Annotated in this window: 19 protein-coding genes and 1 other RNA gene; 9 read left to right on the top strand and 11 right to left on the bottom strand. The window is 61.7% G+C overall.

Annotation, left to right across the window (positions count from 1 at the left end; translation table 11 throughout):
* Positions 1 to 965, bottom strand: a 965-nt coding sequence (locus EOA16_RS24575; protein ID WP_245456014.1) for an ABC transporter transmembrane domain-containing protein, incomplete at its 3' end; no start/stop codon positions are given.
* 206 nt (positions 966 to 1,171) lie between these two features.
* Between EOA16_RS24575 and rpmE the strand changes: the two genes are divergently transcribed.
* Entirely contained in the window at positions 1,172 to 1,393 is a 222-nt protein-coding gene (gene rpmE, locus EOA16_RS24570; protein WP_023811830.1) for a 50S ribosomal protein L31, read from the top strand.
* Between the two features lie 64 nt (positions 1,394 to 1,457).
* Here rpmE and EOA16_RS24565 read toward each other — a convergent pair whose 3' ends face one another.
* Complete coding sequence (locus tag EOA16_RS24565) at positions 1,458 to 2,099, bottom strand: TetR/AcrR family transcriptional regulator (protein WP_127260509.1); 642 nt, start codon at positions 2,097 to 2,099, stop codon at positions 1,458 to 1,460.
* A 122-nt stretch (positions 2,100 to 2,221) separates the two neighbouring features.
* On the opposite strand from EOA16_RS24565, the gene EOA16_RS24560 reads away from it, so the two are divergent.
* Together EOA16_RS24560 and EOA16_RS24555 are read left to right on the top strand one after the other, a co-directional pair.
* Complete coding sequence (locus EOA16_RS24560) at positions 2,222 to 2,701, top strand: anthrone oxygenase family protein (RefSeq protein ID WP_127260508.1); 480 nt, start codon at positions 2,222 to 2,224, stop codon at positions 2,699 to 2,701.
* Positions 2,702 to 2,722: 21 nt separating this feature from the next.
* Positions 2,723 to 2,872, top strand: coding sequence for a hypothetical protein (locus EOA16_RS24555; protein WP_127260507.1), 150 nt, complete (start codon positions 2,723 to 2,725; stop codon positions 2,870 to 2,872).
* Between the two features lie 18 nt (positions 2,873 to 2,890).
* On the opposite strand, the gene EOA16_RS24550 is transcribed toward EOA16_RS24555, so the two are convergent.
* The 4 genes from EOA16_RS24550 to EOA16_RS24535 all read right to left on the bottom strand — a co-directional run bounded on the left by EOA16_RS24550 (position 2,891) and on the right by EOA16_RS24535 (position 5,361).
* Positions 2,891 to 3,187: a SelT/SelW/SelH family protein gene (locus tag EOA16_RS24550; RefSeq protein ID WP_127260506.1), complete on the bottom strand. Its 297-nt coding sequence runs from the start codon at positions 3,185 to 3,187 to the stop codon at positions 2,891 to 2,893.
* The gene (locus EOA16_RS24545) at positions 3,184 to 3,969 is read right to left on the bottom strand and encodes an RDD family protein (RefSeq protein ID WP_164754372.1); all 786 of its coding nucleotides are present in this window, start codon (positions 3,967 to 3,969) and stop codon (positions 3,184 to 3,186) included. The genes EOA16_RS24550 and EOA16_RS24545 overlap by 4 nt, the downstream gene beginning before the upstream one ends.
* Before the next feature lie 105 nt (positions 3,970 to 4,074).
* Positions 4,075 to 4,824: a YebC/PmpR family DNA-binding transcriptional regulator gene (locus tag EOA16_RS24540; protein ID WP_127260504.1), complete on the bottom strand. Its 750-nt coding sequence runs from the start codon at positions 4,822 to 4,824 to the stop codon at positions 4,075 to 4,077.
* A 213-nt stretch (positions 4,825 to 5,037) separates the two neighbouring features.
* On the bottom strand, positions 5,038 to 5,361 hold the full coding sequence (locus EOA16_RS24535; protein WP_127260503.1) for a helix-turn-helix domain-containing protein: 324 nt from the start codon (positions 5,359 to 5,361) through the stop codon (positions 5,038 to 5,040).
* Between the two features lie 52 nt (positions 5,362 to 5,413).
* On the opposite strand from EOA16_RS24535, the gene EOA16_RS24530 reads away from it, so the two are divergent.
* Genes EOA16_RS24530 through EOA16_RS24520 form a run of 3 tightly spaced genes read left to right on the top strand, consistent with a single transcriptional unit; the run spans position 5,414 to position 6,773 of the window.
* The gene (locus EOA16_RS24530; protein WP_127260502.1) at positions 5,414 to 5,896 is read left to right on the top strand and encodes an SRPBCC domain-containing protein; all 483 of its coding nucleotides are present in this window, start codon (positions 5,414 to 5,416) and stop codon (positions 5,894 to 5,896) included.
* 20 nt (positions 5,897 to 5,916) lie between these two features.
* Complete coding sequence (locus EOA16_RS24525; RefSeq protein ID WP_127260501.1) at positions 5,917 to 6,279, top strand: hypothetical protein; 363 nt, start codon at positions 5,917 to 5,919, stop codon at positions 6,277 to 6,279.
* Positions 6,280 to 6,305: 26 nt separating this feature from the next.
* On the top strand, positions 6,306 to 6,773 hold the full coding sequence (locus tag EOA16_RS24520; protein WP_127260500.1) for an SRPBCC family protein: 468 nt from the start codon (positions 6,306 to 6,308) through the stop codon (positions 6,771 to 6,773).
* Positions 6,774 to 6,789: 16 nt separating this feature from the next.
* On the opposite strand, the gene EOA16_RS24515 is transcribed toward EOA16_RS24520, so the two are convergent.
* The 4 genes from EOA16_RS24515 to ssrS all read right to left on the bottom strand — a co-directional run bounded on the left by EOA16_RS24515 (position 6,790) and on the right by ssrS (position 9,353).
* Positions 6,790 to 7,551, bottom strand: coding sequence for a TerC family protein (locus tag EOA16_RS24515; RefSeq protein WP_013529109.1), 762 nt, complete (start codon positions 7,549 to 7,551; stop codon positions 6,790 to 6,792).
* A 74-nt stretch (positions 7,552 to 7,625) separates the two neighbouring features.
* On the bottom strand, positions 7,626 to 8,450 hold the full coding sequence (locus EOA16_RS24510; RefSeq protein ID WP_127260499.1) for a YmdB family metallophosphoesterase: 825 nt from the start codon (positions 8,448 to 8,450) through the stop codon (positions 7,626 to 7,628).
* 63 nt (positions 8,451 to 8,513) lie between these two features.
* Positions 8,514 to 9,101: a 5-formyltetrahydrofolate cyclo-ligase gene (locus EOA16_RS24505; RefSeq protein WP_127260498.1), complete on the bottom strand. Its 588-nt coding sequence runs from the start codon at positions 9,099 to 9,101 to the stop codon at positions 8,514 to 8,516.
* Positions 9,102 to 9,197: 96 nt separating this feature from the next.
* Positions 9,198 to 9,353, bottom strand: a non-coding RNA gene (gene ssrS / locus EOA16_RS24500) — 6S RNA.
* Positions 9,354 to 9,501: 148 nt separating this feature from the next.
* Here ssrS and EOA16_RS24495 point away from each other — a divergent pair.
* On the top strand, positions 9,502 to 10,341 hold the full coding sequence (locus EOA16_RS24495; RefSeq protein WP_127260497.1) for a MoxR family ATPase: 840 nt from the start codon (positions 9,502 to 9,504) through the stop codon (positions 10,339 to 10,341).
* Positions 10,342 to 10,409: 68 nt separating this feature from the next.
* On the opposite strand, the gene EOA16_RS24490 is transcribed toward EOA16_RS24495, so the two are convergent.
* The gene (locus EOA16_RS24490; RefSeq protein WP_127260496.1) at positions 10,410 to 11,978 is read right to left on the bottom strand and encodes an MFS transporter; all 1,569 of its coding nucleotides are present in this window, start codon (positions 11,976 to 11,978) and stop codon (positions 10,410 to 10,412) included.
* A 126-nt stretch (positions 11,979 to 12,104) separates the two neighbouring features.
* On the opposite strand from EOA16_RS24490, the gene EOA16_RS24485 reads away from it, so the two are divergent.
* Together EOA16_RS24485 and EOA16_RS24480 are read left to right on the top strand one after the other, a co-directional pair.
* Positions 12,105 to 12,968, top strand: coding sequence for a LysR family transcriptional regulator (locus tag EOA16_RS24485; protein ID WP_127260495.1), 864 nt, complete (start codon positions 12,105 to 12,107; stop codon positions 12,966 to 12,968).
* Between the two features lie 56 nt (positions 12,969 to 13,024).
* Positions 13,025 to 13,471 carry a GNAT family N-acetyltransferase gene (locus tag EOA16_RS24480; RefSeq protein WP_127260494.1) on the top strand — a complete coding sequence of 149 codons (447 nt, stop codon included), beginning with the start codon at positions 13,025 to 13,027 and terminating at the stop codon, positions 13,469 to 13,471.
* Positions 13,472 to 13,478 lie beyond the last annotated feature (7 nt).

Genomic DNA, 13,478 nt, shown 5'->3' with positions numbered 1-13,478 from the left:
AGCCGTTCGGCGGCCCCCGCCGCTTGCGCAAGCTCGCCCCAGACTTCCGACAACGCCCCCAACGCGCCGGCGGCGAACACCGAATAGAGCAGGAACTGGCCGAGCGTGCCCGGCGATATCGAACCTTCGAGCACATCGCGCGAGCCGAACCACAGCACCGCCACGACTGACGAGAAGATGGTGAAAATGGCGAAGAAGGTAAGGAAGGAGCGCGCGAAGATCGAGGAGCGTGCCGCCTCGAAAGCAGCTTCCACCGCAGCCGAGAAATGCCCGGTGACCAGCTTCTCATTGGTGAAGGCCTGCAGCGTGCGCGCCGCGCCGATCTGCTCGCTGGCATAGGCGGTGGCATCGGCCAGCGTATCCTGCGCCTGGCGTGATTTGCGCCGCACCGAACGGCCGAAAGCGACCAGCGGCAGCACGATGACGGGTATCGCTGCGATGACCAGGCCCGACAGTTTCGGACTGGTGACGACCATCATCCCCACCGCGCCGAGACCGAGGATGACGTTGCGCAGCGCCACCGAAGCGGTCGCTCCGACCGCCGACTTGACCTGCGTCGTGTCGGCGGCAAGCCGCGACACGATCTCGCCCGACTGGGCGGTGTCGAAGAAGGAAGGCGACAGCGTCGTCACATGGGCAAAAACGTCGCGGCGGATGTCGGCGACGACGCGCTCGCCGAGCGTGATGACGAAATAGTAGCGGCCGGCCGATGCCGCCGCCAGCAGCGCGGCCATCGCCACCAGTGCGGCGAAATACTCGGCGATGAAAGTGGTGCTCGACGACGAGAAGCCATGATCGATCATGCGCCGCACGGCCAGCGGCAGTGCCAGCGTGGTTGCAGCGGCGATGACCAGCGAGATGATGGCGCCGACGACCAGCGTGCGGTAGTGCGTGATGTAAGGGAACAGGCGCCGGAGCGGCTTGAGCGAACGCCGGCGCTCGTCTGCGCTGGTGATTTGCGCCATCCCGATGTTTCCTCCAGCCGCCCTTGGGGTCTGCGCCTCAATATGCGCTTGCCGCGGCCTTGTGATTCAATTCCGGCTGATGTATAGGCTCGCCGACCGTTTTAGAAGCCGTGGCTCCTCAATAGCTGCGGCTTCGAGTTTTAAAAAGAGGCGCATCGACGCAGGCTTATGCCCGTCAGCCGCGCCGGCAAGCCAGGAACCGAGCCATGAAGAGCGCTATTCATCCCGACTACCACACCATCAAGGTCGTCATGACCGACGGCACCGAATACACGACCCGTTCGACCTGGGGCAAGGAAGGCGATACGATGAACCTCGATATCGACCCGACCACCCACCCGGCCTGGACCGGCGGCCAGCAGACCCTGCTCGATCGCGGCGGTCGCCTGTCGAAGTTCAAGAAGCGTTTCGAAGGTTTCGGCATCTAAGCCAAACGACCTTTCGCAGATCAGAAACCCGCCTCCGTGGCGGGTTTTTTGTTGCGGCGCGGCGCTACTCGGCCAGCAATTCCCTTAGCGCCATGCGCTTGTAGGCGGCGACCAGCCTGTCGCCCTCCTGCCGCTCGACGGAGATCGCCAGCCGCATGGCGGCTTCGCCCATCTGCCAGACCAGGAATGCTGTGGCGTCGAGAGCCGCCGGATCGGCGTCGGGTCGCAAGCGTTTCAGCACCGCGGTGAGGAATTCGGCGTTGGCGCGGCTGTCGGCGAGTTCGAGTTGGCGCAGCGCCTTGTCGGCCTGCGTGCCCGACCAGATGTCGCGTATCACCGGCTCTGCCAGGAACAGCCCGTAATAGATATCGACCAGTTCCGAAAACGCCAGGCCCAGCCCTTCGGCATCGCTGACACCGGCGAGCGCGGCTGAGATGCAGGCCTGGCTTTCGGCGGTGTAGCGCTCGGCCAGCGCCCAGATGATCGCCCGCTTGTCCGGAAAGAATTGGTAGAGCGAGCCGATCGACACCCCTGCCCGTTCCGCCACCTCACCCATGCGCATGGCATCGCTGCCTTGCTCGGCGATCAGCGCCGAGGCAGCCGCCAGCATGCGCTCGACCCGCTCGCGGCTGCGCTGCTGGCTCGGCGCCCGGCGCGGTGAAGCAACCTGCTCCTGTGCGGAAACGGGGGCTGCCGCGTCTTCCATGACTGACTCCAAATGCATCAAAATCGCTTGACTCACAAAATACGAGGGTTTATCACGTTTTGCAAATGTGAGTATTACTCATATTTTTTAGCGGAAAACACAACGGGCATGGAGCAACTGACATGATCGCGAAACTTCTTCCCACTCTCATCTTCATCGCCGCACTCGGCTCTGGCGTCGTCGGCGGCGTCTTCTTTGCTTTCTCCAGCTTCGTCATGCCGGGCCTCGCCCGCATGCCAGCCGCAAGCGGCATTGCCGCGATGAATTCGATCAACGTCACAGCTGTGACCCCGTTGTTCATGACAGCGCTGTTCGGCGCGGCCCTCGTCTGCATTGTTGTCGCCATCGGTGCGGTGATCGGCTGGAGCCAGCCGGGTTCGCTCTGGCTGATTGCCGGCAGCCTGCTCTATCTCATCGGCATCGTGGTGGTGACGATGATCTTCAACGTCCCGCTGAACGATGCGCTCGCCGCCGTCGATCCGGCCAGCAGCAATGGCGCAAGCCTGTGGTCGCGCTATCTCAACGAATGGGTGATGTGGAACCATGTCCGCACCATCAGCGGCATAGCCGCGCTGGCATCCTTCTGGTTCGCCGCGCGTTGACGACGATGGATAGAGCGACCGATGAACGATCAATACGCAAATATGGCCTTCGGCATGGCAGTCGGAGTTGGTGTCGGTGCCGCGATCGGCACCGCTCTGGATGACCTTCCGATGGGCGTCGCCGTGGGTATTGCGATTGGCGCCGCCTTCGGAGCGTGGCGACGCAAGTGACGGCAGCGCCGGCGACCTCTACGCCTTTGTCTTCCGATCCGAATGGCCGAGATCGCGGTCCGGATCAATGACATCGCGGACCAGTTGCTTCAGTTTGGCCGGGTCCGGAAAACCACCGTCGCGCTTGCGCTCCCAGACCAGAGTGTCATTGCAGGAAATGGTGAAGATGCCCCCGGTGCCGGGCACCAGCGTCACTTCGCCCAGATCGGTGCCGAAGGTCGACAGCAGCTCCTGCGCCATCCAGCCGGCGCGCAGCAGCCACTGGCACTGCGTGCAGTAGGTGATGACGACGCAATGCTTCCCTGACGCGTTCATTGGTCCACCTCCAGGACGCGCACGGTCGTGCCGGCAACCCGGTCATGTATTGGCTCGTTGCCGAGTGCGACGGTCAGCGCGATCCAACATGGCCAGAGAATAGCTAGGGCAGACGCGGCAAAGGCGATTACGATTTCCAGTCGGGAATAGTTCAGCGTGGGCGCCGGAACAGTTTTCCAAGTCTGGAAAGCAAAGAAAGCTCCGACCAGCGTGGCGGGAAGATAGCCCAGGAATTTTACCAACTGCCGACAAACGGCTTTTTGCAAAGCGAGGCCTTCCCTATGCCAATCCAGCTCGTCATGGACGAAGAGGGCCAGGACCCCCTTGCCAAGAGACCGACTGAAGGCCCCCTCCATCACAAGAAGATAGGTCGCCAGGACCAGCACTTGGAGGAAGCCTAGATCCAGTGCCGCAGTTCGAAAATTTCCGTTTGAATCAAGGTCTATCGAAAGGGTTGATACTGCCTTCGATTGAGCGTCCGTGCTCGTGCCGGCTGCCCATCTGGCCACCGGAAGACCGAAGAAGGATGTTGCACAAACCTGCCAATCGTAGCGGGAAAGTACAGGATCGCCTGTTCCTTTCAGACTGGCGGACTGGCAAGTTTTCCAGTTCAGCCAGAAGCGGCCTTTCACTCCGCCGTCGGTCATCAGAAACAAGGCCGCAACCAACGCATAAAGAGCAACGAAGATGACAAGGTAGTCGATAAGCGAAGCGAAAAGCCGTCGCCAAAGGCCACCTGGACGGGGCCAGGTCACTGCAAGTTCAACGCCTTCGTCAGTCATCATCCCCTCTCGCCGACAACTGACTGCGCTCCACCTTTGGCGGAAGTCTCAAGCAGCGAGGCCATGCTACCCGCCGGTAGCGCCGTTGGCTACCACCTTGCCGTCCTATGCCGCGCTGAGCTTGGCCATGGTCTCGTCGTCGACTTCGAAGTTGGCGTAGACGCTTTGCACGTCGTCGTCGTCCTCGAGCGTGGCAACCAGCTTCATCAGCGACTGTGCCCGCTCCTCGTCGACCGGAACATTGTTCTGCGGCTGCCAGATCAGCTTCACCGATTCTGCCTCGCCGAGCGCGGTTTCCAGAGCCTTCGACACGTCGCCGAGATTTTCGAAGGCGCAATAGATGGTGTGGCCTTCCTCGTCGGTTTCCACGTCGTCGGCGCCGGCTTCGATCGCCGCTTCCATGACCTTGTCGGCGCTGCCGGCCGATGCCGGATAATAGATCTCGCCGACGCGGTCCCACATGAACGACACCGAGCCGGTTTCGCCCATCGCCCCACCGGCCTTGGTGAAGGCGGCGCGCACATTCGAGGCCGAACGGTTGCGGTTGTCGGTCAGCGCTTCGACGATGACGGCGACGCCGCCTGGACCATAGCCCTCATAGCGCACGGCTTCGTAGTTCTCTGCATCGCCCATCGAGGCCTTGTTGACGGCGCGCTGGATGTTGTCCTTCGGCATCGACACCGCCTTGGCGTTCTGGATCGCCAAGCGCAAGCGCGGGTTCATCGATGGATCGGGCGTGCCGCTCTTGGCGGCGACGGTGATTTCGCGCGCCAGCTTGGAAAACATTTTAGACCGCACCGCATCCTGGCGGCCCTTGCGGTGCATGATGTTCTTGAACTGTGAATGGCCAGCCATGGCACCCCTGTCGTCTTCTCGGCTAGAGCATCCCGAAGCGAAGTGATCTGACCTCGTCTTCCGCAATGCCCGAATTCAAAATTTCAGAGCGTCCCAAGTGCACCTCGTGGAAGCACGGCGTTCTCTGTCGGAATGGCCGGCTTATAGTTAAATCGGCTCAATTCGTCCAGCCGCACCGCGCACGGGACGCCCGACATGGGCTGTTGCGAGCGTTCACGCCTCCAGATCGGATTTCAGCCGGTCGATGATACTGAGGGCATGCCCGGCATACTGGCTGATCCAGCGGTCGTGGATCTGCTTGATCGGCAGCGCGTTGAGATGGTTCCAGCGCTCGCGGCCGTCGCGCCGCGCAACGATCAGGTCGGCCTCCTCCAATACCTTGAGATGCAGCATCACCGTGCAGCGATCGATGTCGGGAAACGCATCGCACAGCATGCCGGTCGTCTTCGGCGCGTCCTTCAGCTGATCCAGTACTTCACGCCGGCGCGGATGCGCCAGCGCCTTGAAAACATTGTCGTCTTGCGATCGGCTTGACATGTTATGTTTCTATAACATATTGTTGAGCCGATCAAGGGAAGGAGTTGTGGATATGTCACTTGGATTCAGTGTTTCCGGACGCATCGGCAAGCCGGTCGCCGACGTCTTCGACGCAGTCGTCAATCCGAAGAAACTGAGCGGCTATTTCACCACGATCGGCGGCGCCAGCGCCCCGCTGGAAGCCGGCGCCGGCGTCGTCTGGTGGGGCAAGGTGCCGGTCGAGGTCGACGAAGTGGTCAAGGACCGCCGCATCGTGCTGCGCTGGGATGCCAGCGACGCCGATGGCAAGCCGGCCTACAAGACCCGCATCGAGATGAATTTCGAACCGCTGGACGATGGCGGCACCTTCGTCACCATCGCCGAGAGCGGTTGGCAGGAAGGTGCGGTCGGCCTGAAGAAGTCCTACCTCAATTGCGAGGGCTGGTCGCAGATGCTGGCCTGCATGAAGGCCTATGTCGAATACGGCATCAATTTGCGCGACGGCTACTACCGCAGCGAGATGAGGGGCGAACCCGCCAATGAGACCAACATTTGAACACGACAACGGAGCCAGCTATGACCGCGACAATCACCGGCGGCATCAACATCGCCATGAAGGTACCGCCGCACCAATATGAGGCGACGATCGCCTTCTACCGCGACGTTGTCGGCCTGAAGCCGTTCACGGACAAGGCACCGGCCGTCGGCTTCGAGCTGGGGTCCAACCGCCTGTGGATCGATGAAGCGCCGATGATGAGCCAGGCCGAGGTGTGGCTGGAGCTGTTTACCGACGATTTTTCGACGGCTGCGGATCATCTCGCCAAGGCTGGCGTTGTGCGTTGCGACGTCATCGAGCCCTTGGGCGAAGGCTTTCGCGGCGGTTGGATCGCCAACCCGGCCAACATCGTACACATGCTGCGCGAGCCCGATGCCTGGTGAGCGCCAAGCCACGAAAGGAGCATCCGATGGAGATCCGCGAAAAACCAACCGCCGAGGCCGGCATGCTGATCCGGCGGCCTGTTGCCGACGTGTTCGAGGCCATCGTCGATCCGGCCATCACCACGAAATTCTGGTTCACCCACGCCAGCGGCCGCCTGGACAGCGGCAAGCAGATCCGCTGGGAATGGCGCATGTATGACGTCTCGACGATGGTCACCGTCACCGAGATCGTTGCGAATGAAAAGATCGTCATGCAGTGGAGCGATCCGCCGACCACCGTGGTCTGGACCTTCACCGAAATGCCTGGCGAGACGACCTTTCTCGAGGTTCGCAATTTCGGCTTCGCCGGCGATGGCGACGAGCAGGTTAAAGAGGCAGTCGGCTCAACCGGCGGCTTCACGCTGGTGCTGGCCGGTGCCAAGGCGTGGCTGGAACAGGGCCTGACGCTCGGCCTGATCGGCGACCGTCACCCCAAGGGCGTGCCAGGGCACTAGGTGCTCAGGGCCTGCCTTAATGCCCTCCGCCCGGCTTCTTGCGCCGCCGCGCCAGCATGTTGAGCCCCTCGACCAGCGCCGAAAAGCCCATCGCCGCATAGATGTAGCCCTTGGGCACATGGTAACCCATGCCGTCTGCGATCAGCGTCATGCCGATCATCAGAAGGAAGCCCAGCGCCAGCATGACGATGCTCGGGTTCTTGGCGATGAAATTGGCCAGCGGCCCGGCCGCCAGCATCATCACGCTGACCGCCACGATCACGGCGATGTACATGATGGCGATCTCGTCGGTCATGCCGACGGCGGTGATGATGGAATCGATCGAGAAGACCAGGTCGAGCAACAGGATCTGGAAGATCGCGCCGGCAAGGCTGATCTGCAGCGTCTCGCCCATCATCGTATCCTTGTGGTCGTCGGGATCGACCGTGTGATGGATCTCCTTGGTCGCCTTCCAGACCAGGAACAGGCCGCCGGCGATCAGGATCAGGTCGCGCCAGGAAAAACCGTGGCCGAAGGCCGTGAACACCGGCGTGGTCAGCTGGACGATGATCGAAATGGTGGCCAGCAGCACCAGCCGCATGATCAGCGCCGCCGAGATGCCGAGCCGGCGGGCACGGGCCCGTTGTGCTTCCGGCAGCTTGTTGGTCAGGATCGAGATGAAGATCAGATTGTCGATGCCGAGCACGACCTCGAGCACGATCAGCGTCAGCAGCGCGACCCAGGCCGTCGGGTCGGAAACAAATTGAAAATGCGGCGCCAGGAATTCGATGAGCTGCATGGAGGTCGTCCCCTCTTTTAACGATCTAGAGCAGTGTCGCCGGCAGTTAGGTACTAAGGGTGCCTATATCAATGTCACGACCAGAAGGACGGTGCGGTTTCCTCCAGCCGCGGCCCGCGACGAAACGGCGCAATCCGCTCGGTCAGCCCGGTGCGGTCGGAAATATCGACGCCGACGCCGCACAAGGTCGCCGGTCCGGTGGCTGCCTCGAAACGCCCTTTCGGCACCTTCGACAGGAACCGGTTGAGCGGTTCCTCCTTGTCCATGCCGAGCGAGGAATCATAGTCGCCGCACATGCCGGCGTCGGACATATAACCGGTGCCGCCATTGAGGATCTGGTGATCGCTGGTCGGCTGGTGGGTGTGGGTGCCGATGACGAGGCTGGCACGGCCGTCGACGAAATGCGCGAAGCACATTTTTTCCGAGGTCGCCTCGGCGTGGAAGTCGATAATCACGGCATCCGCCTGCTCGCCGAGCGGACAGGCGGCAAGCTCGCGTTCGCCGGCCTGGAAGGGATCGTCGAGCTCGGGATGCATGAACACCCGGCCCATGATGTTGGCGACCAGCACGCGCGCGCCGCTCCTGGAGATATAGACACCGGAGCCGCGCCCGGGCGTGCCCTTGGGAAAGTTCGAGGGGCGCAGGAAGCGCTCTTCGCGCGGCGCGAAGGCGAGCGCGTCGCGCTGGTCCCAGACATGGTTGCCGGTGGTGACGACATCGGCACCGGCGGCGATCGTCTCGCGAAAGATATCTTCGGTGATGCCGAAGCCGCCGGCGGCGTTCTCACCATTGACGATGACGAAATCGAGTTTGAAGTCGGAGATCAGGCCGGGCAGTTGTTCCCACACCGCCGTCCGTCCTGTCTTTCCAACCATGTCACCGAGGAAGAGAAGTCTCATTTGATCCCGCACCGAAGGTCAGCGAAAGCTGCATGACGCCAGTGAAGATCATGCGTCTCCTATCTACAATTTTGGCGCGAAGCGGCGCAACCCGCTCTCGGTCAGTATTTCCGGAATGACGACGTCATGTTCCTCATCCGGCACCATTGCCACCTCCTGGCAGTCGAAGGCGATGCCGACCAGCCGCGGCGGCTGCCCCTTGTCGATCAGCTTGGCGATGGCGCGGTCATAATAGCCGGCACCATAGCCGATGCGATGGCCGCGCGCATCGAAGGCGGCGAGCGGCACCAGCATCACCGAGGGGTCGAGCACCTCGGCTTCCTCGTGCGGGCCGACCGTGCCGAAACCCATCTCGACCATCGGCGCGCCGCGCACCAGTTCGCGAAAGACGATGGTAGTCTTGTCGAGAATGGCCGGCAGGCAAAGCCGTGCGCCCTTTTCACGCAAGGCAAACATCAGCGGCCGAACGTCGACTTCCGAACGCATCGGCCAGAAGCCGGAAACGATCTGGCCCGGCCCGACATGGAGGTAATCGCGTGCCGTCTCGGCCATTTCAAGCGCGACCTCCACCCGCCAGAATTCATCGAGCGCATCGCGGCGTCCGAGGGCCTCACGGCGAAGCTGCTTTTTCAGGTCTTTGAGAGAGGTCATGCAGCCAGGGTAGAAAAGGTCAGATTTGGATGGAGTTTTGGGAGCGACGTTTTCCTCCGCAATCATCCACCGCAATGCGGGACGCGTGGCGATAAGTGACGATCCACGCAACCGGTGGAGAGAGCGATCCCGGGAACCTACAAAGTAGGTGGGCGCCGTGTGAGAAAACCCACGGGTCTTCCCAGGGACAGCTCCCTAAGGATCGTTAAGGCCCCGGGGAAAATGTTCTCCTGCCGGGAAGCACAGACCGTCCCGCCCAATATAGGCTGCCGGCCGGCTAAGCGCCAGTGAGACAGGCATTCTTTCCGTGTTGGGTTCAGGCCCTCGCGCCGCCAACACCTCACCCTTGCACAGGCACGGCCGCGTCCTTACGGTCGCGATGACCAACCGAGGAGCAAGAATGCGTTTTGAAGGCACGGCGGCCTATGTCGCCGACAAGGATCTGATGGTGGCCGCCAACGCGGCGATCGCGCTGGAGCGACCATTGCTGGTCAAGGGCGAGCCCGGCACCGGCAAGACGGAACTCGCCCGCCAGGTGGCTGCGGCACTCGGACTCGATCTCATCGAATGGCACGTCAAGTCGACGACGCGGGCGCAGCAAGGTCTTTACGAGTATGATGCCGTCTCGCGCCTGCGCGACAGCCAGTTGGGCGACGAGCGCTTTAACGACATCAGGAACTACATCAAACGCGGTAAACTCTGGGAGGCGTTCGCCGCCGGCAGGAAGGTCGTGCTCTTGATCGATGAGATCGACAAGGCCGACATCGAATTCCCCAACGACCTGCTGCAGGAACTCGATCGGATGGAGTTCTTCGTCTACGAGACCGGCGAAACCATCCGCGCCGCCGTCAGGCCGATCGTCATCATCACCTCCAACAACGAGAAGGAGTTGCCGGACGCGTTCCTGCGCCGCTGCTTCTTCCACTACATCCGCTTTCCCGACGTCGACACGCTGCACAGAATCGTCGATGTCCACTATCCCGGCATCAAGCAGAACCTGGTTCGGGCAGCCCTTACCCAATTCTATGAGATCCGCGATGTGCCGGGGCTGAAGAAGAAGCCGTCGACCTCCGAGGCGCTCGACTGGATAAGGCTGCTGGTCGCCGACGACATCGCGCCGGAAGATTTGCGCGCCGACCCGAAGAACATGCTGCCGAAGCTGCATGGGGCGCTGCTGAAAAACGAACAGGACGTGCATTTGTTCGAACGGCTGGCCTTCATGGCCAGACGGCAGGGATGAAGAGCGGTTCGCACATGATTACTGGACCGCAACAACTCGGCCTCTGACGCCGAGCTGGAAGGCCGTTGCTACGAGCGGGCCTCGCCCGCAGTCTGAGCGGAACCATGCCCCCTCTGCTCTTGCGGCGCGTCGGTCTTGGCGCCGAAGATGATGAAGCTGATGACGGCAAGAGCGAGAACGCCGATCCCGCAATAGAGCATGACCCAGCCAAAACCGCTGACCAGTGCGGCATGCGCGATGGCGCCGGATGGGTCTAGGGTCGCGAGCCTGGGCGAATATTGCGTCAAGCCATCGAGATTTCCGGTGGCGATCTTTTCCGCCAGTGCACCCAGTTCATTCGGGCCGAACGCCCCGTCAAATGCGTTCCGCAGATAAGAGACTATCCCCTGCGTAAGCAGCAGGCCCAGCACCGCGATGTTGATGGCGAGCGTGATCAAGCGCGCACTGATATCGATGCCCGAAGCCATGCCGGCGCGATCCGGTGACACCGAGCCGGTCGTGGTGTTGGTGGTCGGTGAATTGGTCAGGCCGATGCCGATGCCGGCGATCAGCGTGCCGGGCAGCATGGTCACCCAATTGGCGCCCTCGAGCCCGGACCCTATCCGCATGGCGATAAAGCCGATCCCTAACGTCAGCAGACCGAGCGGGATCGCAACCCGCGCCTGATAGCGCGCGCGCAAGCGCTCGGCGGTCGAGGACATCAGCATCAAGGGAAGCGTGTAGACGAGCAGCAACAGGCCGGTCGCGGTGCTGTCATAGCCCAGAACGCCCGAAAAATAGATCGGCAGATAGATGATGAACGGCCAGTAGCTGAAATTCATGCCAATGCCGCCCATGATCGCTCCCGAAAACTGACGGATGCGGAAGACGGAGAAATCGAACATCGGATAGGGACTGATCTTCTCGGCAAAAAGGAACGCGACGAAGGACAGGACGGCCGCAACGGTCACGCCGATGCGGGCACCGGACCCGAGATCGGCGCCTTGCGTGATCAAATAGGAGAAGCCGAACACCGCGAATGAGAGCGTCAGGATGCCGGCCCGATCAAGCCTCTGGGCGTTGTGATCGCGTGATTCAGTGACGCCTCCGCCGATGAAGACCAGAGCAAGGATCGCGAGCGGCACATGGATGAGGAACACCCATTGCCAACTGGAGAACGCCACGATCAATCCGCCAATGGCGGGCCCGAAACCAAGCCCGATGCCCGAGACGACGCTCCAGGCAACGAAAGCCTTGCCGCGTTCACCACCATCTTGAAACTGATGGGACAGCACGGCCACGCTGCAGGTGAACATCGCTCCGCCCGCGAGCCCTTGCAAAAAGCGGGCGATGATCAGAATTGGAGCGCTCGGTGCGAGGCCGCACAGCAGGGAGGCAAAGCCGAAGACTATGGTGGTGATCACCATCACCCGTTTGCGGCCGAAACGGTCGGCCAGTGTCCCCGTCGCCATCAACACCGTGGTGCAGGCGATGGTGTAGGCATTCATGATCCACTGCAAATCCTTGAAATCGGCGGCGAGCACGCTTTCCAGTTTCGGAAGGATCACCGGCACGCTGGAGATTTCGAGACCGAACAGCAGCGAGGCAAGGCAGACCCCCACAAGCGCAACGGTGTTTCGCTCAATTTGAAACCTCATATCGATCACTTTCTATCGGAGTTGCAGGCAGTGCTTTTCAAACTGCCGTCGATGAGATAGATCACCCCTGATCATGAAAAAAGGCTATGCATCTCTATTTCAGAGATGACAAATGGAATGCTCGAGATGACCAGCCTTGATGTCGACGCCGTGCGGACCTTCGTCATGGTGGCCGATCTGCGGAGCTTCACCCGGGCGGCGGCGGCGCTGGGCAGCACCCAGGCGACGATCAGCGTCAAGCTGCGCCGGCTTGAAGAAAAGCTCGGGGCGCGTTTGATCGAACGAACCCCGCGCCGCGTGAGCCTGTCAGCGAGAGGAGCGATCTTTCTCCCAGCGGCGCGCGAATTCCTTGCCGCCCATGAACGCGCCATCGCGGAGTTTTCCGAGGCGCCGTGCCGGCTTGCCCTCGGCTTTGTCGACCACGTCGCGGGACCCGAGCTTTCCATACTGATAGCCCAGCTTCATGCCCACGATCCGTCGCTCGCGCTCAATATAAGGATCGATACCAGCTCCTTGCTGGAGGACGCTTTCGATCGCGGCGAACTCGATGCGGTCATTGTGCACCGGGAGAGCGACGGTCGCCGGGGCGAAGCCTTGTCGCGCACCCATTATGGCTGGTTCGCCACCCCCGCCTTCGAATGGCGACCCGGGACGCCCTTGCGCCTGGCGCTTTTAAGCACCGTATGCAACTGCCCCGACCGTGTGAGAGCGGTCGAGGCGCTGGACAAAGCAGGCATTGCCTGGAATGAGGCTTACGTCGGCGGTGGCGGCGCGGCAGTCAACATCGCGGTATCAGCCGGTTTTGCTCTATCCGCCCTCGCTTACCGTGTCGCCCCTCCCGGGTTGATCGAGGTTGGCCGCAAATTCAGCCTGCCGCCAATTCCCTCTTCCGAGATTGTTCTGCATGCGCGCGCTTTGGCGCCACGGGCACGAGAGGCACTGAAGATGCTCACAACCGCTTTTCGCGAGTCCAATTTGCCGACAGGATAGGACAGGTGTCACGATCCGATTCTATCGGATCGGGCTCCAAACTTCGGAGGAATGAAATGACCGAGATCACCGTCCGCCCGCTCGCGCAGTCCGACCACGCCGACTGGCGGCGGCTGTGGACCGACTACCTCACCTTTTACGAGACGAAGCTTCCCGAAGAGGTCTATGCCGTCACCTGGAGGCGGCTGTTCACCGAAGGTGAGTTCGAGCCGAAAGGCTTCATCGCCACGCTGGACGGCAAGGCGGTTGGCCTCACCCACTATCTCTACCACCGCTCCGGCTGGTCGGAAAAAAACAACTGCTATCTGCAGGACCTGTTCGCCGACCCTGACGTACGCGGCAAGGGCATCGGCGCGGCGCTGATCGAGGCAGTAAAACAGGAAGCCGCGAAAATCGGCGTCAAGAACGTCTACTGGATGACGCACGAGACCAACACCACCGCGCGCAAACTCTACGATCATGTCGCGCGCCGCACGGGCTTCATCGAGTATGATTTGCTGTAGATAGACA

Source organism: Mesorhizobium sp. M7A.F.Ca.US.008.03.1.1, from assembly GCF_003997495.1.
In the GTDB taxonomy this organism is placed as follows: domain Bacteria; phylum Pseudomonadota; class Alphaproteobacteria; order Rhizobiales; family Rhizobiaceae; genus Mesorhizobium.
The sequence above is the reverse complement of the archived record's forward strand: the minus strand, read 5'-3'. Positions and strand labels throughout refer to the sequence as shown.

Excerpts from the sequence above, each read along its gene's own strand:
- EOA16_RS24550 (WP_127260506.1), bottom strand. The coding sequence starts at position 3,187 with ATGAACGCGTCAGGGAAGCATTGCGTCGTCATCACCTACTGCACGCAG.
- EOA16_RS24495 (WP_127260497.1), top strand. The coding sequence starts at position 9,502 with ATGCGTTTTGAAGGCACGGCGGCCTATGTCGCCGACAAGGATCTGATG.
- EOA16_RS24485 (WP_127260495.1), top strand. The coding sequence starts at position 12,105 with ATGACCAGCCTTGATGTCGACGCCGTGCGGACCTTCGTCATGGTGGCC.
- EOA16_RS24555 (WP_127260507.1), top strand. The coding sequence starts at position 2,723 with ATGAACGATCAATACGCAAATATGGCCTTCGGCATGGCAGTCGGAGTT.
- EOA16_RS24545 (WP_164754372.1), bottom strand. The coding sequence starts at position 3,969 with ATGACTGACGAAGGCGTTGAACTTGCAGTGACCTGGCCCCGTCCAGGT.
- EOA16_RS24540 (WP_127260504.1), bottom strand. The coding sequence starts at position 4,824 with ATGGCTGGCCATTCACAGTTCAAGAACATCATGCACCGCAAGGGCCGC.
- EOA16_RS24565 (WP_127260509.1), bottom strand. The coding sequence starts at position 2,099 with ATGGAAGACGCGGCAGCCCCCGTTTCCGCACAGGAGCAGGTTGCTTCA.
- EOA16_RS24525 (WP_127260501.1), top strand. The coding sequence starts at position 5,917 with ATGACCGCGACAATCACCGGCGGCATCAACATCGCCATGAAGGTACCG.
- EOA16_RS24535 (WP_127260503.1), bottom strand. The coding sequence starts at position 5,361 with ATGTCAAGCCGATCGCAAGACGACAATGTTTTCAAGGCGCTGGCGCAT.
- EOA16_RS24490 (WP_127260496.1), bottom strand. The coding sequence starts at position 11,978 with ATGAGGTTTCAAATTGAGCGAAACACCGTTGCGCTTGTGGGGGTCTGC.
- EOA16_RS24510 (WP_127260499.1), bottom strand. The coding sequence starts at position 8,450 with ATGAGACTTCTCTTCCTCGGTGACATGGTTGGAAAGACAGGACGGACG.
- EOA16_RS24560 (WP_127260508.1), top strand. The coding sequence starts at position 2,222 with ATGATCGCGAAACTTCTTCCCACTCTCATCTTCATCGCCGCACTCGGC.
- EOA16_RS24530 (WP_127260502.1), top strand. The coding sequence starts at position 5,414 with ATGTCACTTGGATTCAGTGTTTCCGGACGCATCGGCAAGCCGGTCGCC.
- EOA16_RS24520 (WP_127260500.1), top strand. The coding sequence starts at position 6,306 with ATGGAGATCCGCGAAAAACCAACCGCCGAGGCCGGCATGCTGATCCGG.
- rpmE (WP_023811830.1), top strand. The coding sequence starts at position 1,172 with ATGAAGAGCGCTATTCATCCCGACTACCACACCATCAAGGTCGTCATG.
- EOA16_RS24505 (WP_127260498.1), bottom strand. The coding sequence starts at position 9,101 with ATGACCTCTCTCAAAGACCTGAAAAAGCAGCTTCGCCGTGAGGCCCTC.
- EOA16_RS24480 (WP_127260494.1), top strand. The coding sequence starts at position 13,025 with ATGACCGAGATCACCGTCCGCCCGCTCGCGCAGTCCGACCACGCCGAC.
- EOA16_RS24515 (WP_013529109.1), bottom strand. The coding sequence starts at position 7,551 with ATGCAGCTCATCGAATTCCTGGCGCCGCATTTTCAATTTGTTTCCGAC.